We start from the raw sequence: 19,837 nt of genomic DNA on the forward strand, positions 1-19,837 counted from the left end.
CGCTTTGAACGCTCTCACCAAAGTGGCTTGCTGAGTTGCTGGGCGAACGAGGAAAACATCAGGTTGAAACTGATGCTGACTCTCTCGTCTGCGCTCCCGTTGGCATCGACGGAGTGCTCCAGGTAGGAGGGGAACAATAACAGCGTGCCCTCGCGCACCCGGACCACGACCTGGTCCGTGTTCTGCGCCGTGAGTTCGGTGACTGGCGGCCTGATGACGCTGGCCTGCTTTTTGGGGTCGTGGAAGTTGATGGTGTCGGCGCCTTCACCGGTGCGGACGTAGTAAACGCCGCTGAGAAAATTGTTGGGGTGGCTGTGCAGCTTGTGCGATGCCCCGGGCGCCAAAACAGTGGCCCAGCAGCCGGTGATCTCGTAGTCCATCTTGCCAATGCACAGGAATCGGAGGACGCCGGCCGCACAGTGGTCGATGCACGGGACGAGTTCGCGCATGGCCTCGTGTTGGTGAAAATCCTGTACGGATTGCCATCCCTGTCCCGCCTTGAGCGGGGGCGCGTCGCGCCGGATGTCGGCCAGTGCTGCCAGGATACGCGTGCAGATGGCATCACGCAGGCCTGGCTCAACCTGGGTCTTCCAGACCAAGCTGGGAAACATCGAAATGACTTCCGACGACTCTGACCACTGACGACTGTTTTTGCCCATGGGTCAACGCTTCCGAAGGACCGGGCCCGGCGCCGCCGCAAGGATCCGCGGCCCTTGTGCGCAAAGGTCTTTCACAGCGGCCACCGCGCTTGTTTGCCCTGTCTCATCATAGTTAATTCAGGTGAAAACTGCGATGAAACTGCGATGGTGCGCCAAGCCGTAAATCGGGTGGAGGGGGAGAGCGGATTCCAGCTGGCTCGCCAGGCCTGAAGTTGCCGGCTGGCTGATGCACGATTGATAGGGAGCCTGAATGGGCTGCTCGCCGCGATCCGTGCTACATCGTTGCTGCATATATTCAATGTATTCACGATGAGCCTTGCGCCCGTGAATATGGGGTGGTTTCGAGCCTGAAGGGTCAGGTGGCACAGTGCCCAAATGCCGATCTGGGCCGAAGCAGTGCCAACGCCATGCAGCGCAGGCTCAAAAACACTTTTTCAGATGGAAATTGGCCGAAGCCAAATAAACACGGCACAAGAAGCTATTGATTTGATAGCAAAAATCGGAGCCGCACCCTATTTGCCGGTTCTTGTCAGCTAGCCGCAAGCCTGTTATTCATAATTAAGAATTCAGTTTGATGCTAAACATTACGGAGACAGCGCGTGTTCAAAGCACTTCAACTCACCAAATCCGACGCCGGTTTTGCCGCCGCCATCACCGATATCGAGGACTCCCAATTGCCGGCCGGCGATGTACTGGCCACGGTGGAGTACTCCACGCTCAATTACAAAGATGGCCTGGCCATCACCAACCAGGGGCCGGTGGTGCGCAGCTGGCCCATGGTGGCGGGCGTTGACGGCGCCGGCACCGTGCTCGAGTCCAGCCATGCGGACTGGAAGCCGGGCGACCGGTTTGTGCACAACGGCTGGGGTCTGGGTGAAACGCGCTGGGGCCTGATGTCTGAGCGCGCGCGGTTGCAGGGCGATTGGCTGGTGAAGCTGCCGGCGGCGTTCACCACCCGCCAGGCGATGGCCATCGGCACCGCGGGCTACACCGCCATGCTGTGCGTGCTGGCGCTGGAGCAGCATGGGGTGCAGCCTGCGGGCGGTGAAGTGCTGGTCACCGGGGCGACGGGTGGTGTGGGCAGTGTGGCCGTGGCCCTGCTCAGCAAGCTGGGCTACACCGTGGTGGCTGCCACCGGCAAGGCCAGTGAAGCGGCCTACCTGAAGCAGCTGGGTGCCGCGGGCGTGATGGACCGGGCAGAACTCTCGGCACCCGGCAAACCGCTGCAAAAAGAGCGCTGGGCTGCCGTGGTGGACGCCGTGGGCTCGCACACGCTGGCCAATGCCTGCGCACAGACGCGTTACGGCGGTGTGGTGACGGCCTGCGGGCTGGCGCAGGGGGCGGATTTTCCGGCGACCGTGATGCCGTTTATTTTGCGCGGGGTGACGCTGGCGGGTATCGACAGCGTGATGGCGCCATTGCCCAGGCGGCAGAAAGCCTGGGCTCGTCTCGCGCAGGACCTGGATCCGGCCAAACTCGAAGCCATGATTGAAGAAGTGCCACTGGCCCAGGCGCCTGCCAGGGCTGCCGACCTGATGGCAGGCAAGGTGCGCGGCCGGGTGGTCGTCAAGATATAAAGCGATGAAGCGGGTATGACGCCGACAAGCGATAAAACCGGAGACAAAGCGATGAGCAACACGATGAGCAACACACAGGTAGAAACATACAAAGCGTTCTACCAGCGCTCGATAGACCAGCCCGACGCCTTCTGGGCCGAGCAGGCCCAACTGATTGACTGGCACAAGCCGTTTGACCGGGTGTGCAACTACGACAAGCCGCCATTTGTGCACTGGTATGAGGGCGGGCAGACCAACTTGTGCCACAACGCGGTAGACCGGCACCTCAAGGAGCGGGCGGATCAGGCGGCGCTGATTTATGTGTCCAGCGAAACCGGCCAGGAAAAAACCTATACCTTTGCCGAGCTGCATGTGGAAGTGCAGCGCATGGCGGCCAGCCTGAAGGCGCTGGGTGTGCAAAAGGGAGATCGCGTGCTGATCTACATGCCGATGATTGCCGAGGCGGCATTTGCCATGCTGGCCTGCGCACGCATTGGTGCGATTCACTGCGTGGTGTTTGGCGGCTTTGCCAGCGGCTCGCTGGCTTCGCGCATTGACGACGCCACACCCAAGGTGATTGTCAGCGCGGATGCCGGCTCGCGCGGTGGCAAGGTGGTGGCGTACAAGCCGCTGCTCGACGAAGCCATACGCCTTTCCAGCCACCAGCCTGAATCGGTGTTGCTGGTGGACCGGAAGCTGGCACCCATGGCGCTGGTGGCGGGGCGTGATCTTCTGTGGGGCGATTTGCGCCAGCAGCACCTCGATGCGCAGGTGCCGTGTGAGTGGCTGGACTCCACCGCCATCAGCTACACGATTTACACCAGCGGCACCACTGGCAAACCCAAGGGCGTGCAGCGCGACACGGGCGGTTATGCCGTGGCGCTGGCGGCCAGCATGAAACATATTTTTGACGGCCGGCCGGGTGAAACCTACTTCTCCACCAGCGATATTGGCTGGGTGGTGGGGCACAGCTACATCGTCTATGGCCCGCTCATCGCCGGCATGGCGACCATCATGTATGAGGGCCTGCCGACGCAGGGCATGGACGGCCAGCCCGATGGCGCGATCTGGTGGAGCCTCGTCGAAAAATACAGGGTGACGGCGATGTTCAGCGCGCCCACCGCGGTTCGTGTGCTGAAAAAGCAGGACCCGGCGCTGCTGAAAAAACACGATTTGTCCAGCCTGCGTGCGCTGTTTCTGGCGGGCGAGCCGCTCGATGAGCCGACAGCACGCTGGATCAGCGATGGGCTGGGTGTGCCCATCATCGACAACTACTGGCAAACTGAAACCGGCTGGCCGCTGCTGACGGTGGCCAACGGTGTAGAGCGCACGCCCAGCAAGTTTGGCAGCCCCGGGGTTCCGATGTATGGCTACCGCGTCAAACTGCTGCATGAGTCCACCGGCGAAGAGCTGACGCAGCCCAACGAAAAAGGCGTTGTGGTGCTTGAAGGCCCCACGCCGCCAGGCTTCATGCAAACCGTCTGGCAAGACGACGCGCGCTTTGTCAACACCTACTGGAAGACCGTGCCGGGCAAGATGGTCTACAGCACCTTCGACTGGGGCATACGCGACGAAGACGGTTACTACTTCATCCTGGGCCGAACCGACGACGTGATCAATGTAGCCGGGCACCGTCTGGGCACGCGCGAGATTGAGGAAAGCATTTCCGGCCATTCCCTGGTGGCCGAGGTGGCGGTGGTTGGCGTGGCCGACGCGCTGAAAGGGCAGGTGGCCATGGCGTTTGCCGTGCTCAAGGATGCCAGTTTGTTGCAGGACGGCGCGGCGATGCTCAAGCTCGAAGGCGAGATCATGAAGCGCGTTGATGGTGACCTGGGCGCGGTCGCGCGGCCTGCCAGGGTTCGCTTTGTCACGGCGTTGCCCAAAACCCGCAGCGGCAAGCTGCTTCGCCGCGCCATCCAGGCGGTGTGCGAAGGGCGCGATGCGGGTGACCTGACCACCATGGACGACCCGGCGGCGCTGCAGCAGATCCGCGACCGCGTGGCGGGAGGCTGAGTGCACCTGCGGCAAGGCGCTGCTGACTTCCGGTGTCCTTGCAATATCCTCCTGTCCTTCGGGACTTTCCAGGGGTCGCCTTGAAGACGTTTTAACTGGTGCTTTCGGGCTCATGCTGTCATGTCCAACCAAGGCGCCATCCTTCGCAAGGTACAGCTGAGTAGCTGCCTGGAGGCGCAGCCCTTCCAAGTCTATCCAAGGGTATCTACGGAGCCACATTTAACGGCGTGCGATCAGAATATCAGTAATTGCTTATATTTAAGGGCCAAGCCCGTGAAAACCCAATGAACCAGATGATCCAGGCCGGTGCGAAGACCGAGCAGGGGCGCGTGTTTGAACTGGCCGCCGAGCTGTTTGCGGTGCTGGCCACGCCGATGCGCCTGCGAGTGCTGAGCGCCTTGTGCGAGCGGGAAAAGTCGGTCAATGAGCTGTTGTCTGAAATCGACACCACGCAGCCCAATCTGTCGCAGCATCTGGCGGTGCTCTACCGCACTGGTGTGCTGGCCAAGCGCAAGGAAGGCACGCAGGTGATTTACCGCGTGCAAAGCGAAAAGGCCGTGGCCTTGTGCCGAAGTGTTTGTACCCAGATTGCCATCGAGCTGGATGAGCCCGATGCCGTGCCGGTGACCGAGAGCCTCACGCCCAAAGCTCCCCCAGCCAATACCCGCGGCCGCCCAGCCTGACCCCGAAAGTTTGATCTCTATGTTGAGCCGATTCATTCAACGTGCGCCTGAAAACTTTTTGAGCCGCGAGCAGATCCAGGAAGTAAGGGCAGGGCGCCGCGGTTTTCTGGCGGGAGCGTTTTCAGCCGCTGCCGGGGTGATGGCGGCGGGTCCGGCCTGTGCCCAGACAGCCGCGAACGCAAGTGCAGCGACTGCGTTGGGGGCGGGTGCCGACGAAATCCTCAACCTGCCGGCTCACAGCAAGGGCCTCGGCCAGCCAGTGGCTGCCAGGGGCTATGGCCTGCCCAGCGAGTGGGAAAAGAACCTGCAACGCCGTGAAAGCCCGGGCCTGACGCGGGTCGCCCAATCGAGCGTCAGCTTTTGTCCGCTCCAGGGACTTTTTGGCATCATCACGCCCAGTGGGCTGCATTTTGAACGGCACCACCAGGGCTGGTGGGATATCGATCCGTCCCTGCACCGGCTGATGGTTAATGGCTCCGACGAAGCCATGCTCAAGCGCCCCATGGTGTTCAGCATGGACGACGTGATGCGCCTGCCAAGTGTCAGCCGCATGCATTTCATCGAGTGCGGAGCCAACACCGGCATGGAGTGGGGCAATGCGGCGGTGCCCACGGTGCAATATACCCACGGCATGCTCAGCTGCAGCGAATTCACCGGCGTGCCCTTGCGCACCCTTCTGGAGTTGTGCGGTGCGGACTTCCGGCGCGCCAAATTCATCCTGGCAGAAGGCGCGGACGGCTCTGGCATGACGCGCACCATTCCCATGAGCCTGATCATGAATGGTGAGGTGCTGGTTGCTTACGGGCAAAACGGCGAAATGCTGCGACCGGAAAACGGTTACCCCTTGCGCCTGATCGTGCCGGGCGTGCAGGGCGTCAGCTGGGTCAAATACCTGCGGCGCATTGAAGTGGGTGACATGCCCTACGGCGCGAAGGACGAGACCATCCACTACGTCGATTTGCTGCCCGACGGCACGCACCGCCAGTACACCAGCATCCAGGAAGTCAAAAGCGTGGTCACCTCGCCCAGCGGCGGCCAGGTGCTGCTGCAAAAAGGGTTTCACACCATCACGGGCCTGGCGTGGAGCGGGCGCGGCAAGATCCGCAAGGTAGACGTGTCCACTGACGGCGGGCGCAACTGGGCGCCGGCCCGGCTCGAGGGCCCGGTGCTTTCCAAATGCCTGACGCGCTTTAATGCTGACTTTGTCTGGGACGGCAAGCCGGTGATTTTCCAGAGCCGGGCCGTGGATGAAACCGGGCAGATCCAGCCGACCTACGCCGAATTGCGCAAGGTGCGCGCCTCGCGCAGCATCTATCACAACAACGCCATCCAGTCATGGCTGCTGGAGGAAAACGGCGAGGTGAAAAATGTCCAGGTCTAGGTTTAGGTTTAGGTTTAGGTCCAGGCTGCTTCACGCAGCCTGGCGGCTGGCCGCCTGTGCCTGGATGCTCGGTGCGGGCGCAAGCCAGGCGCAATCCCTGCCAGCGCCGAAGCAGACAGCAGCGCTGGTTTCGCCGGCGGGTGCGGGTGCGGGTCCGGGGATTGCGGGTGTTGGTCGAACCGCCACGCCCGCAGAAATCAGGGCCTGGGACATTGATGTCCGGCCTGACTTCAAGGGGCTTCCCAAGGGGCAGGGCTCGGTACGCCAGGGTGAGGTCCTGTGGGAAGCCCAGTGTGCTTCCTGTCACGGCAGTTTTGCCGAGTCGTCGGAGATATTCACGCCACTGGTGGGGGGCGTGACGGCCCGGGACATTCAGTCCGGCCGGGTGGACGGCCTGCTGCCGGGAGCCAACCAGCCCCATCGCACCACGCTGATGAAGCTGTCCACGCTGTCTACCCTGTGGGACTACATCAACCGGGCCATGCCCTGGAATGCACCCAAAACGTTGACGGCCGATGAGGTATATGCCGCTACCGCCTATATCCTGCATCTGGGCAATGTGCTGCCCGCGGACTTCATGCTGTCGGACAGCAACATCCGCGAGGTGCAGGCCCGTCTCCCCAACCGCCATGGCATGACCACCGCGCACGCGCTTTGGCCCGGCAAGGAACTGGGTGGCGTGGCGCGGCCCGATGTGCAGGGCTCAGCCTGCATGAAAGACTGCAAGGCTGAAGCTGTTGTCAAAAGCTTTTTGCCGGACTACGCGCGCAATGCGCACGGCAACCTGGCGGACCAGTCGCGCCTGGTGGGCGTCAGCCGCGGGGCCGACACCACACGACCGGCCCAGTCCCTGGATTTTGGGTCGAATCGTGATGTAGCCCAATACGAGCGGTTGGGTAGCGCTACTGAAAAAGTAGCAAGTGCCGCGATGGCATCCGCCGCTCCTGCTGCCATGGCTGTCCCCGCAGGTGCCGCGGAGGTCATGCCGCTGCTGCAGAAGAATGCCTGCGTCGCCTGCCACGGCATGAACAGCAAACTCGTCGGCCCATCGTTCAGGGAGATTGCAGCCAAATATAAAGATCATGCCGATGCGGTGAATTACCTCTCGGGCAAAATCAGGTCCGGTGGACAAGGCGTCTGGGGCCCCATGGCCATGCCTGCACAGACCTTGAGCCCGGCCGAATCGGCCCAGGTTGCCCGGTGGTTGGCCTTGGGTGCAAAGCAATGAAAGGTGAAGTGTTAAATCTGGTGCGCGTTGAAAGACTGGCACCGGAACCATGAACAATGGTGGGTACTGCGCCGAAATATCATTTGGGAGAAATCCTCTCCCGGTGCCCGGTGCCCGGTGGTTTCGGTTTTGTGTCCAATGACGCTCAGGTTTCAAGATATCGAAGTTAGATAAATAAGGATAAGGAGTTCAAATCATGGAACGTCGTGAATTTTTAGCCAGTAGTTCTGGCGCCACTGCGCTGGCCCTCGCTGCTGCTTCCGGCCTGGCGCCGGCCCACGCGCAAAATGCGCCTGCCTGGAACAAGGTGGCTTTTGACAGCAAATCCTTCGCGGAGGCCGCCAAAGCCCTGGGCGCCACTAGCGCACCGGTTGAAAGCAAGGAGCTGGTATTGCAAGCCCCGGAGATTGCCGAGAACGGCAGCGTGGTGCGCGTCGGCGTGCAAAGCAGCATGGCCAACACCACTCAGATTGCCTTCGTGGTTGAAAAAAATCCCAGCGCACTGGCGGCGCTGTTCGATATTCCGGCCGGCACCGATGCCAGCGTCTCGACCAACGTCAAGATGGGCCAGTCGTCCAATGTGTATGCGCTGGCCAAAGTCGGCGACAAGTATTTTTACGCTGTGAAAGAAGTGAAAGTCACGCTGGGCGGTTGCGGCGGCTAGGTTGCCGCGCCCCGGCCTCACGTCAATCACAGTTCAAGTCAGGAGAAAAAATGTCAGATCCAATGCGAATCCGGGCTCAGGCCCAAGGCGATAAAACCACGGTCCGAGTGCTGGTGAGCCACGAAATGGAGAGCGGTCAGCGCAAGGACGCCGCAGGCAAGACCGTGCCCGCTTGGTTTATCCAGACCATCAGCGCCACCTGGAACGGCAAAACCGTGATGAGCGCCCAATGGGGTACGGCCGTGTCCAAAAATCCCTTTGTGCAGTTCAGCTTCAAGGGCGGAAAAGCCGGTGACAAGATCGTGGTGAGCTGGATCGACAACCACGGTGACAAACGGAGCGACGAAGCCGTCATTGCCTGAACGGCAATATCGAAGTATCGATATCGCGCCCGTGCCGCACCGCACCAGCTTCGGGTGCGACCCCACCATAACGAATAACGCGAATAACGCTTGAGGAGACCACGATGAAATTAAGCCTGTTCGGGCTTGCGGCACTGGCCGCACTGGCGGTGTTGCCGCTGTCCGCGGCCGCGCAGAAAAGCACCGCCGAGGGCATCGCCGAGTACCGCGCGATGCTGGCCGATGGCAATCCTGCCGAGCTGTATGAGGCCAAGGGCGAGCTGATCTGGAAACAGGCACGCGGTCCGAAGAATGCTTCGCTCGAAAAATGCGACCTGGGCAAAGGTCCTGGCGTGGTGAAGGGCGCTTTTGTCGAGTTGCCACGCTTCTTTGCGGACACCCGGCGCGTGCAGGACCTCGAGTCGCGCCTGCTCACCTGCATGGAGCAGTTGCAGGGTTTCAGCGCGGCCGAAATCGCCAAAACCAGCTTTGGTGCTGGCGAGCAAAAAACCATCGAGTCGCTGGTCGCCTATATTTCGGGCGAATCGCGCGGCATGAACTTCAACCTGCCCCAATCCCATGCGCAGGAAAAGCTGATGTATGAAGTCGGCAAGAAGGTGTTCTACCTGCGCGGCGGCCCCTACGACTTCTCTTGTGCGTCCTGCCATGGGGAGGACAACAAGCGTGTGCGTCTGCAGGACCTCCCCAACCTGACCAAAGAGCCCGGCGCCAGCACCGGCTTTGGGGCGTGGCCGGCCTACCGTGTTTCCAGCGGTGATTTATGGAGCATGCAGCGCCGCCTGAATGATTGTTATCGGCAGCAGCGCTTTCCGTTCCCGGGCTACGCCTCCGACGCGACCATTGCGCTGGGCGTGTACATGGGTGTGAACAGCAAGGGCGGTGCCTCCACCGCTCCTGCGCTGAAGCGTTAAACCGGGCGGAAGGATAGACATGAACAAGACACACAAAAAGCTGGCCTTGCTGGCAATCGGCACCGCTTTTACCGTACTGCTGGCCGGCTGCGCAATGGCGCCCACGTCGCAGGAGGTGGATGAGGCCACCGCGCAGGTGTTGAAGGGTTCGTTCCGCGAGCAGGGTATTGCCAGGCTGGATCGGCTCAAGCTTGATGCATCCAACCAGGCCTGTTCGGAGGCAGCGGGGAAGCCGCTTGATGAAAAGCTGGCCAAAGCCATTGAAGAGGCCAATCTGCAAACGGTGAAGTTTCCTTCGGACGGAAAATTTATCGGCAACTGGAGCGAGGGCGAAAAAATTGCCCAAAACGGGCGCGGCCTGACCTGGAGCGACAAGCCTGGTGAAGCCAATGGCGGCAGCTGCTACAACTGCCACCAGATCAGCAAGGCGGAACTCTCGTTTGGCTCGATCGGCCCCAGCCTCTACAACTACGGCAAGCTGCGCGGCGTGAGCGATCCGGCGGCCGCCGCCAGCAAACCCATCGTTGAGTACACCTGGGGCAAGCTCTGGAACGCCAAGGCCTACAACGCCTGTTCCGGCATGCCCCGGTTTGGCCATGGGGCCATCCTGGGCGAGCAGCAGATTCGCGACGTGATGGCGCTGCTGCTGGATCCGCAATCGCCGGTCAACAAGTAAAACATGGCGTTTAAGGCTGTCTGCCCAGTAACTGCGGGCGCAGCCAGCTTTTGCAGCTATTGAATTGATCGTAATTTCAACCTGTGCCCGACTCCGGGCAGGATGCCTGACGCCATGAACCTGTCCCGCCGCGAATTTGCAAGTGTCATGGCTGCCGCACTGGCCGCCGGTTTTCCGTTACAGCGCGAGGCCGGCGCTGCCCAGGCCGGCGACTTGTACAACCTGCCGCGCTCCGGCAATGTGCACCTGTTGCACATGACGGATTGCCACGCCCAGTTGCTGCCCAGTTATTTCCGCGAGCCTTCCGTCAACCTGGGCGTGGGGGCCATGCGCGGGCAGGTACCCCATCTGGTGGGCGAGCAGCTGTTGAAGGCGGCAAGCCTCAAGTCGGGCACACGCGAAGCGCATGCCTTCACTTACCTGAACTTTGAGCGGTCCGCCCGCCAGTACGGCAAGGTGGGTGGTTTCGCCCATCTGGCCACGCTGGTCAGGCAGCTCAAGGCGGACCGCCCCGGCGCCTTGCTGCTCGATGGCGGCGATACCTGGCAGGGCAGCGCCACGGCACTCTGGACGCAGGGCCAGGACATGGTGGACGCGGCGAAGTTGCTGGGCGTGGACATCATGACCGGCCACTGGGACTTCACCTATGGCGAGGAACGCATCAAGAAAATCGTCGAGCAGGACTTTGCCGGCAAGGTTGACTTCATCGCGCAAAACATCAAGACCAGTGACTTTGGCGACCCGGTGTTCAAGCCCTATGTGATCAGGGAGATGAACGGCGTGGCAGTCGCCATCGTGGGCCAGGCCTTTCCGTACACACCGATTGCCAACCCTGGCTGGCAAACGCCAAACTGGACTTTCGGCATCCGCGAAAGCGAGATGCAGGAAACGGTCAACGAGGCGCGCGCCAAGGGCGCGCAGGCGGTGGTGCTGCTCAGCCACAACGGCATGGACGTAGACCTGAAAATGGCCTCGCGCGTCACTGGTATCGACGCCATTTTGGGCGGGCATACCCACGATGGCGTGCCGGTGCCCGTCATTGTCAAAAACGCGGGCGGCCAGACCATCGTGACCAATGCCGGCAGCAATGGCAAATTTCTGGGGGTGCTGGATCTGGACGTGAAGGACAAGCAGGTGCGGGGTTTCAGCTACCGTCTGCTGCCGGTATTTTCGAATCTGCTGCCGGCCGATTCCGCCATGAGTGCGCTGATTTCGAGGGTGCGGGCGCCTTACGAGGCCCGGCTGTCGGAAAAACTGGCCGTGACCGAAGGCACGCTGTACCGCCGTGGCAATTTCAATGGCACCTTTGACCAGCTCATCCTTGACGCCCTGATGGACGTGCGCGGGGCGGAAATCGCCTTTTCCCCCGGATTTCGCTGGGGGACGTCATTGCTGCCCGGCCAGGCCATCACGCGTGAGCATCTGATGGACCAGACCGCGATCACCTATCCGTGGACCACCCTGACAGACATGCGCGGCGAGACGATCAAAACCATTCTGGAAGACGTGGGCGACAACCTGTTTAACCCCGACCCTTATTACCAGCAGGGCGGCGACATGGTGCGGGTGGGCGGGCTGACCTACACCTGCGAGCCGGGGGCCAGGATGGGGTCCCGCATCCAGAACATGCGCCTGAAAGGCCAGCCGATCGAGGCCGGCAAAACCTATAAGGTCGCCGGTTGGGCGCCGGTTGCCGAGGCCAGCAAACATGCCGGGCCGCCCGTCTGGGAGGTGGTCGAGCACTATCTCAAGGCCCAAAAGGTGATCAAGCCCGTCAAACCCAACACGCCCGACCTGCTTGGTGTTGCGGGTAACCCCGGGCTCGGTCAGGTGGGGCTGTAGCAGGGCTCCCGCCAGGGTTCCTCCTCTTGGGAGGTGGTCGCGCTGACGCGGTAAAACAGCGGCTACACGCGTGCAAAATCCGTCTCAAAAAGCGTCGCGTCAGGTAAAGAAACGACGCGGGTTTGGTGCCGCCGCAGTTCGGTGGCACAATCTAGCCTGTTTCTGAAGGCCCTTCCTGCCACAGTCGCATCCGCTAATCGGTCCAGCCGTGTTGCGGAAGGTTAATCAACCAGCTTTAACCAGCTAATGTTTCCTTAAGGGAAACGGAGGTCAGCGGATATGAGTTCCAGCTCGCAGACACCTGCATCTGTCTATTCTGCCTATCAAGGCAACACCTATCTTTTCGGCGGCAATGCGCCTTATGTCGAAGAGATGTACGAAAACTACCTCGCCAATCCGGGCAGCGTGCCTGACAACTGGCGCGAATATTTCGACGCACTTCAGCACGTCCCCGCAGTCGACGGCAGCAACGCCAAAGATGTGCCGCACTTGCCGGTCGTTAACGCCTTTGCCGAACGCGCCAAACAGGGCCAGGTCAAAGTCGGGGAGGCCAGCGGGGCCGACTCCGAAATGGGGCGCAAGCGCACGGCCACCCAGCAACTCATTGCCGCTTACCGCAACGTCGGCGCCCGTTGGGCCAACCTTGATCCCTTGAAGCGCGCCGAGCGAGACAAGATTCCCGAGCTGGAGCCGTCCTTCTACGGCTTCACCGATGCCGATCAGGAAACGGTGTTCAACACCAGCAACACCTTCTTCGGCAAAGACACCATGAGCTTGCGCGAGCTGATCAACGCGCTGCGCGAGACCTATTGCGGCACGATTGGCGCCGAATACATGTACGCCACAGACCAGAACCAGAAGCGCTGGTGGCAACAAAAGCTCGAAGCCATTCGCAGCAAACCCAATCTCACCAAGGAAAAAAAGCTCCACATCCTTGACCGGCTCACCGCAGCTGAGGGCCTTGAGCGCTTTTTGCATACCAAATACGTCGGCCAAAAACGCTTTTCGCTGGAAGGTGGCGAAAGTTTCATCGCCAGCATGGACGAACTGATCCAGCAGGGCGGCATCAAGGGTGTGCAGGAGATCGTCATCGGCATGGCCCACCGTGGCCGCCTGAATGTGCTGGTCAACTCGCTGGGCAAAGTGCCGGCTGACCTGTTTGCCGAGTTTGACCATACCGCCCCTGAAGATCTGCCTAGCGGCGACGTGAAATACCACCAGGGCTTCAGCTCCGACGTGACCACCCCTGGTGGCCCGGTGCATCTGAGCCTGGCATTCAATCCCTCGCACCTCGAAATCGTGAATCCCGTAGTGGAAGGTTCGGTGCGCGCCCGCATGGACCGCCGTGCTGATCCGAAAGGCCTGCAGGTCTTGCCGGTGCTGGTGCATGGCGACGCCGCTTTTGCAGGGCAGGGCGTTGTCATGGAAACGCTGGCGCTGGCTGAAACCCGCGGTTATTTCACGGGCGGCACGGTTCACATCGTGATCAATAACCAGATCGGCTTTACCACCAGCGACCCGCGTGACAGCCGCTCCACGCTGTACTGCTCCGATGTGGTCAAGATGATTGAAGCACCGGTGCTGCACGTCAATGGTGATGACCCGGAGGCCGTGGTGCTGGCGACCCAGCTGGCGCTGGAGTTCCGCATGGAATTCCAGAAAGACGTCGTCCTCGACATCATCTGCTTTCGCAAGCTGGGCCACAACGAGCAGGACACGCCTGCATTGACCCAGCCGCTGATGTACAAGAAGATTGCACAGCATCCTGGCACGCGCCGCCTGTATGCCGACAAGCTGTCCGCGCAGGGCATGGGCGAGACGCTGGGCGACGATATGGTCAAGGCCACGCGCGCCGCGCTGGACGCGGGCAAGAGCACGTTTGACCCTGTGCTGACCAATTTCAAGAGCAAGTACGCGGTCGACTGGTCCCCTTACCTGGGCAAGAAGTGGACTGACGCGGGCGACACCGCCATTCCCATGGCCGAGTGGAAACGCCTGGCCGACAAGATCACCGCCATTCCCTCCAGCGTGACGCCGCACCAGCTTGTCAAGAAGGTGTATGACGACCGCGCGGCCATGGGCCGAGGCGACATCCCCGTGGACTGGGGTATGGGCGAGCACATGGCGTTTGCCTCGCTGGTGGCCAGCGGTTACCCGATACGTCTGTCGGGCGAAGACAGCGGCCGTGGCACTTTCACCCACCGTCATGCCGTCATTCACGACCAGAGCCGTGAAAAATGGGATACCGGCACCTACGTGCCGCTGCAGAACGTGGCCGAGAACCAGGCCCCGTTTGTGGTGATCGACTCCATCCTGTCGGAGGAAGCCGTGCTGGCTTTTGAGTACGGCTATGCTTCCAACGATCCCAACACGCTGGTGATCTGGGAAGCACAGTTCGGCGACTTTGCCAATGGCGCACAGGTCGTGATTGACCAGTTCATCGCCTCCGGTGAAGTGAAGTGGGGCCGCGTCAACGGTATCACCTTGATGCTGCCGCATGGCTACGAAGGCCAGGGTCCCGAGCACAGCTCGGCACGCCTGGAGCGCTTCATGCAGCTGTCTGCCGACACCAACATGCAGGTGGTTCAGCCGACGACCGCCAGCCAGATTTTCCATGTGTTGCGCCGCCAGATGGTGCGCAACCTGCGCAAGCCGCTGGTGATCATGACGCCCAAGTCCCTGCTGCGCAACAAGGACGCCACGTCACCGCTGTCCGAGTTCACCAAAGGCAGCTTCCAGACGGTCATTCCCGAAAACAAGGAAGAGATCATCAAAAAAGCCGACAAGGTCAAGCGCATCATTGCCTGCTCGGGCAAGGTGTACTACGACCTGGCCAAGAAGCGCGAAGAAAAGGGCGCTGACGATGCGGTGATTTTGCGCGTTGAGCAGCTCTACCCTTTCCCGCACAAGGCGTTTGCGGCGGAGCTGAAAAAGTACCCGAATGTCACCGATCTTGTGTGGTGCCAGGACGAACCGCAAAACCAGGGTGCCTGGTTCTTTGTGCAGCATTACATCCACGAGAACATGTTCGAAGGTCAGAAGCTGGGCTACTCGGGCCGTGCCGCCTCGGCTTCACCGGCCTCCGGGTATTCGTACCTGCATCAGGAACAGCAAAAAGCGCTGGTCGACGGCGCGTTTGGCAAGCTCAAGGGCTTTGTGCTGACCAAGTAAGAACCCGGGTCATAGCGAACCCGCAGAACACAAGAACATACTCGAAAGAATCAAAATGGCTATCGTAGAAGTCAAAGTTCCCCAACTGTCCGAGTCCGTGGCGGAAGCCACCATGCTGCAGTGGAAAAAGAAAGTCGGCGAGGCAATTGCCATCGACGAAATCCTGATTGAAATCGAAACCGACAAGGTCGTGCTGGAAGTGCCCGCGCCTTCTGCCGGCGTGCTGACCGAACTGGTTGTGGCCGATGGCGGCACCGTGGTGTCGGACCAGGTGATCGCAAGAATTGATACCGAGGCCAAGGCGGGCGCGGGTGCGGCTGCGCCAGCACCTGCTGCGGCCGCCGCAGCTGCGCCTGCAGCTGCCGCTGCTTCCGCGCCGGCTCCTGCAGCCGGTGGCTCCATGGCCGGTGTGCCCATGCCGGCGGCTGCCAAACTGATGGCCGATGGCAATCTGGCAGCCGGCTCTGTGCCTGGGACCGGCAAGGACGGCCGCGTCACCAAAGGTGATGTTCTTGGTGCAGTGGCAGCGGGCGCTACTAAATCAGTAGCTGCCAGCCCAATTCCTACTGGGGCTCCGACCACTTCTTTGCCTCAAGTGGCGGCGCATGTGAAATCTGCCGATCTGGGCGAACGTCCCGAGCAGCGCGTGCCCATGAGCCGCCTGCGCGCGCGCGTTGCCGAGCGCCTGTTGCAGTCGCAGTCCACCAACGCCATCCTGACCACCTTCAATGAAGTGAACATGGCTCCCGTGATGGAAATGCGCAAACGCTTCCAGGAAAAGTTCGAGAAGGAGCACGGCGTCAAGATTGGCTTCATGAGCTTCTTTGTGAAGGCCGCAGTCCATGCGTTGAAGAAGTACCCGGTGTTGAACGCCTCGGTGGATGGCAATGACATCGTCTACCACGGCTACTTCGATATCGGTATCGCCGTCGGTTCGCCGCGTGGTTTGGTGGTGCCTATCCTGCGCAATGCCGACCAGATGAGCTTTGCCGACATCGAGAAGAAGATTGCCGAATACGGCGCCAAGGCGCGCGACGGCAAGCTGGGCATTGAAGAGATGACGGGTGGTACGTTCTCGATTTCCAATGGCGGTGTGTTCGGCTCCATGCTGTCCACGCCCATCATCAATCCGCCGCAGTCGGCCATTCTGGGCGTGCACGCCACGAAAGACAGGGCTGTTGTCGAAAACGGCCAGATTGTGGTTCGCCCGATGAACTATCTGGCCATGAGCTACGACCACCGCATCATCGACGGCCGCGAAGCCGTGCTGGGCCTGGTGGCCATGAAGGAAGCGCTGGAAGATCCGGCCCGCTTGCTGTTTGATATTTGACACCCCTGTTGCCGCTCACTGCGTGTAGCGGCCTCCCCCTCAAGGGGGCGACACCTGCGGCCCGGCAAAGCCGGTTCCGCGGTGTCTCGCGAACAGGCTTTGCTTCGCTCGCCGGTGCGAGGGCAAACCGATGTATTGCCACCGGCAGCTTTATTGAAAGAACAACATGTCCAAACAATTTGACGTGATCGTCATCGGTGGCGGTCCTGGTGGCTACGTCGCTGCCATTCGCGCAGCCCAACTGGGTTTTAATGTCGCCTGTATCGACGAGTGGAAAAACGCCAAGGGCGGTCCTGCCCTCGGCGGCACCTGCACCAACATAGGCTGCATTCCATCCAAGGCCCTGCTGCAATCGTCCGAGCATTACGAGCAGGCCGGCCACCACTTCGCCGACCATGGCATTGAAGTGAAGGGCCTGAGCCTGGACCTGGCCAAGATGGTTGGCCGCAAGGACACGGTCGTCAAGCAGAACAACGACGGTATCGTTTACCTGTTCAAGAAGAACAAGGTCACCTTCTTCCATGGCCGCGCCTCCTTTGCCGCTGCCAAGGAGGGTCTCTACGACATCAAGGTCGCGGGTGCTGCGGAAGAAACGCTTTCTGGCAAGCACATCATTGTGGCCACGGGTTCGAATGCCCGCGCGCTGCCCGGTGCTCCTTTTGACGAAGAGAATATTTTGTCGAACGACGGCGCGCTGCGCATCGGTGCCGTACCCAAAAAGCTCGGTCTGATCGGTTCCGGCGTGATCGGCCTCGAGATGGGTTCCGTCTGGCGCCGTCTGGGTGCCGAGGTCACGGTTCTGGAAGGCCTTCCCACCTTCCTGGGTGCGGTTGACCAGCAGATCGCCAAAGAGGCGCACAAGGCCTTCGTCAAGCAGGGCCTGAAGATTGAACTGGGCGTCCAGGTGGGCGAGGTCAAGTCGGGTAAAAACGGTGTCTCCGTGGCCTATGTGGATGCCAAGGGCCAGGCCCAGAAAATCGATGTGGACAAGCTGATCGTCTCGATTGGCCGGGTTGCCAACACCATCGGCCTGGCGCCTGAAACGGTCGGGCTGAAGCTCGACGATCGCGGCGCCATCGTGGTGGATGATGAGTGCAAGACGAATTTGCCGAATGTATGGGCTATCGGCGACGTGGTGCGCGGCCCCATGCTTGCGCACAAGGCCGAGGAAGAAGGCGTTGCAGTGGCAGAGCGCATTGCAGGCCAGCACGGCCACGTCAACTTCAATACCATTCCCTGGGTGATTTACACCAACCCCGAAATTGCCTGGGTTGGCCAAACCGAAGAGCAGCTGAAGGCCGCCGGGCGTGCATACAAGGCAGGTACCTTCCCCTTCATGGCCAATGGCCGCGCGCGCGCCCTGGGCGACACCACCGGCATGGTCAAGATGCTGGCTGATGCAGCAACGGATGAAATCCTGGGCGTGCATATCGTGGGGCCGTTTGCCAGCGAACTGATTGCCGAATGTGTGGTCGCCATGGAGTTTCGCGCCAGCAGCGAAGACATCGCGCGTATTTGCCATGCCCATCCCTCCTTGAGCGAGGCCACGAAAGAGGCGGCACTGGCAGTGGACAAGCGTACCCTGAACTTCTGACGGCCTGGGTACCAGACCGGTGACACAGCTGGTGCGCTCGGCCTATGAGGCTGAACTCGCAACGCGGGGTTACACGAGTGACCCGGCCCAGTTGCGTGCGATCGATGCCCTGGAGCGCTGTGCGGCCGAATGGGCGGCGTTCAAGGAGCAGCGCTCGAACGCCTTCAAGAAGCTGATCAATCGGCCCGATATTCCCCGCGGTGTTTATATGTACGGGGGAGTCGGCCGGGGCAAGAGTTTCCTGATGGACTGCTTTTATGGTGCGGTGCCGCTGAGGCGCAAAATCCGCCTGCATTTTCACGAGTTCATGCGCGAGGTGCACCGTGAGCTGCAGGACTTGCAGGGCACGGTCAATCCGCTCGATGAGTTGGGCAAGCGCATCGCCAAACGCTACCGCCTGATTTGCTTTGACGAGTTCCATGTATCGGACATCACCGATGCCATGATTCTTCATCGGCTGCTGGCGGCGCTGTTCGACAATGGTGTGGGATTCGTGACAACCTCCAATTTCCATCCGGACGAACTCTATCCCCACGGCCTGCACCGCGACCGCATTTTTCCCGCGATCGGTCTGCTGAAAGCCAAACTGGAGGTGATCAGTGTCGACAACGGAACAGACTACCGACGGCGTACGCTGGAGCAGGCCAAGCTGTATCACACGCCGCTGGGGCCCCAGGCAGATGCGGAGATGACGGAAACCTTCAACCGTCTGGCAGAATCACACGATGAAAGCCCGGTGCTGCACATTGAGTCGAGGCAGATCCACGCCCGGCGAAAGGCCGGAGGGGTGGTGTGGTTTGATTTCAAGACCCTCTGTGGCGGCCCCCGCTCGCAGAACGATTACCTGGAGATCGCCACGCAGTTCCACACGGTGCTGTTGAGTGATGTGCCCCACATGCCTGTGAGGATGGCCTCCGAGGCGCGGCGCTTTACCTGGCTGGTGGATGTGCTGTATGACCGGCGCGTCAAGTTGATCATGTCGGCCGCCGTTGCCCCTGAGGCGTTATACACCGAAGGGCCTTTGGTGCATGAGTTTCCCCGCACTGTCTCGCGGCTGGGTGAAATGCAATCCATGGAGTTTCTGGCCCTGGAGAGAAGAGACGTCGACACCTCACTCACATGAAAAAATTGCTTGTTGCATTCCTGGTTGCGTCATTGAGTACGTTTGCGCTGGCGCAAACGCCCGTTTCGGCGACCCGGGTTGGCAGCATTGATTCGGAACGCGAAAGAATCAGCGCGGAGCGGACCAGGCTGGAGGCGGGTTTTTCGACGGAAGATGCCGCGTGCTACAAGAAGTTTGCCGTCAACAACTGTCTGCGTGATGTCAATACTCGCCGGCGCGAGGCAATGGCGGACCTTCGGCGGCAGGAAATTTTGCTCAATGATGAGGAGCGAAGGATCAAGGGCGCGGAGCAGATCCGGAAGACTGAAGAAAAATCATCACCTGAAAAGCAGCAGGAAGCCGCAGACCGGCGCGCCAAGGCCTTGGAGGACTACCAGTCACGGCAGGCGCGGGAAAAAGAGAAACAGCAAAACCGGGCCACTGCCCAGGCTGGCGAAAAAGCCAGCAGCGAGGCCAGCGCGAACAAACTCGGAAACAAGCAGCAAAAAACACAGGCCCGTACAGACAGGCAGGCTGCCGCCGCCGAGGAGACCGCAAAATTCAATGCACGCCAGAAGGAGGCCCGGGAGCGGCGGGCCCAGCACGACAGCGACCAGCTCAAGCGGACCAAGCCTCCTGCCAAATCCCTGCCCCTGCCTGAGTAA

16 protein-coding genes are annotated in these 19,837 nt (G+C 60.9%); 15 read left to right on the plus strand and 1 reads right to left on the minus strand.

From position 1 onward, the window contains the following. Positions 1–14: 14 nt before the first annotated feature. The gene (locus AC1DUR_RS12730; protein WP_477718088.1) at positions 15–611 is read right to left on the minus strand and encodes a 2OG-Fe(II) oxygenase family protein; all 597 of its coding nucleotides are present in this window, start codon (positions 609–611) and stop codon (positions 15–17) included. A gap of 647 nt (positions 612–1,258) precedes the next feature. On the opposite strand from AC1DUR_RS12730, the gene acuI reads away from it, so the two are divergent. From acuI to AC1DUR_RS12805, 15 genes are all read left to right on the plus strand, one after another. Next, positions 1,259–2,236, plus strand: a complete 978-nt coding sequence (gene acuI, locus AC1DUR_RS12735) for an acrylyl-CoA reductase (NADPH) (protein ID WP_477718089.1) — start codon at positions 1,259–1,261, stop codon at positions 2,234–2,236. Positions 2,237–2,287: 51 nt separating this feature from the next. Continuing rightward, complete coding sequence (locus tag AC1DUR_RS12740; protein WP_477718090.1) at positions 2,288–4,228, plus strand: propionate--CoA ligase; 1,941 nt, start codon at positions 2,288–2,290, stop codon at positions 4,226–4,228. Between the two features lie 284 nt (positions 4,229–4,512). Then, complete coding sequence (locus AC1DUR_RS12745; protein WP_477718091.1) at positions 4,513–4,911, plus strand: ArsR/SmtB family transcription factor; 399 nt, start codon at positions 4,513–4,515, stop codon at positions 4,909–4,911. A 19-nt stretch (positions 4,912–4,930) separates the two neighbouring features. Next, positions 4,931–6,292 (plus strand): sulfite dehydrogenase, encoded by a 1,362-nt coding sequence (gene soxC / locus AC1DUR_RS12750; protein ID WP_477718092.1) that lies wholly within the window; start codon positions 4,931–4,933, stop codon positions 6,290–6,292. A 64-nt stretch (positions 6,293–6,356) separates the two neighbouring features. Continuing rightward, positions 6,357–7,520 carry a c-type cytochrome gene (locus AC1DUR_RS12755; protein ID WP_477718093.1) on the plus strand — a complete coding sequence of 388 codons (1,164 nt, stop codon included), beginning with the start codon at positions 6,357–6,359 and terminating at the stop codon, positions 7,518–7,520. Between the two features lie 196 nt (positions 7,521–7,716). Next, the gene (gene soxY, locus AC1DUR_RS12760; RefSeq protein WP_477718094.1) at positions 7,717–8,184 is read left to right on the plus strand and encodes a thiosulfate oxidation carrier protein SoxY; all 468 of its coding nucleotides are present in this window, start codon (positions 7,717–7,719) and stop codon (positions 8,182–8,184) included. A 50-nt stretch (positions 8,185–8,234) separates the two neighbouring features. Then, positions 8,235–8,546, plus strand: a complete 312-nt coding sequence (soxZ, locus tag AC1DUR_RS12765) for a thiosulfate oxidation carrier complex protein SoxZ (RefSeq protein WP_477718095.1) — start codon at positions 8,235–8,237, stop codon at positions 8,544–8,546. A gap of 104 nt (positions 8,547–8,650) precedes the next feature. Further along, positions 8,651–9,457, plus strand: a complete 807-nt coding sequence (soxA, locus tag AC1DUR_RS12770) for a sulfur oxidation c-type cytochrome SoxA (RefSeq protein WP_477718096.1) — start codon at positions 8,651–8,653, stop codon at positions 9,455–9,457. A 19-nt stretch (positions 9,458–9,476) separates the two neighbouring features. Then, positions 9,477–10,133 carry a sulfur oxidation c-type cytochrome SoxX gene (gene soxX / locus AC1DUR_RS12775; RefSeq protein WP_477718097.1) on the plus strand — a complete coding sequence of 219 codons (657 nt, stop codon included), beginning with the start codon at positions 9,477–9,479 and terminating at the stop codon, positions 10,131–10,133. Between the two features lie 114 nt (positions 10,134–10,247). Continuing rightward, positions 10,248–11,975, plus strand: a complete 1,728-nt coding sequence (gene soxB, locus AC1DUR_RS12780) for a thiosulfohydrolase SoxB (protein WP_477718098.1) — start codon at positions 10,248–10,250, stop codon at positions 11,973–11,975. A 279-nt stretch (positions 11,976–12,254) separates the two neighbouring features. Beyond that, complete coding sequence (locus tag AC1DUR_RS12785) at positions 12,255–15,146, plus strand: 2-oxoglutarate dehydrogenase E1 component (protein ID WP_477718099.1); 2,892 nt, start codon at positions 12,255–12,257, stop codon at positions 15,144–15,146. Positions 15,147–15,201: 55 nt separating this feature from the next. After that, positions 15,202–16,476 carry a 2-oxoglutarate dehydrogenase complex dihydrolipoyllysine-residue succinyltransferase gene (odhB, locus tag AC1DUR_RS12790; RefSeq protein WP_477718100.1) on the plus strand — a complete coding sequence of 425 codons (1,275 nt, stop codon included), beginning with the start codon at positions 15,202–15,204 and terminating at the stop codon, positions 16,474–16,476. Positions 16,477–16,642: 166 nt separating this feature from the next. Continuing rightward, the gene (lpdA, locus tag AC1DUR_RS12795) at positions 16,643–18,070 is read left to right on the plus strand and encodes a dihydrolipoyl dehydrogenase (protein WP_477718101.1); all 1,428 of its coding nucleotides are present in this window, start codon (positions 16,643–16,645) and stop codon (positions 18,068–18,070) included. A 19-nt stretch (positions 18,071–18,089) separates the two neighbouring features. Beyond that, positions 18,090–19,193 carry a cell division protein ZapE gene (gene zapE, locus AC1DUR_RS12800; RefSeq protein WP_477718102.1) on the plus strand — a complete coding sequence of 368 codons (1,104 nt, stop codon included), beginning with the start codon at positions 18,090–18,092 and terminating at the stop codon, positions 19,191–19,193. After that, positions 19,190–19,837: a hypothetical protein gene (locus tag AC1DUR_RS12805; RefSeq protein ID WP_477718103.1), complete on the plus strand. Its 648-nt coding sequence runs from the start codon at positions 19,190–19,192 to the stop codon at positions 19,835–19,837. Before zapE ends, AC1DUR_RS12805 begins: the two co-directional genes overlap by 4 nt.

The sequence above is a fragment of the Polaromonas sp. P4_F4 genome (assembly GCF_056401355.1).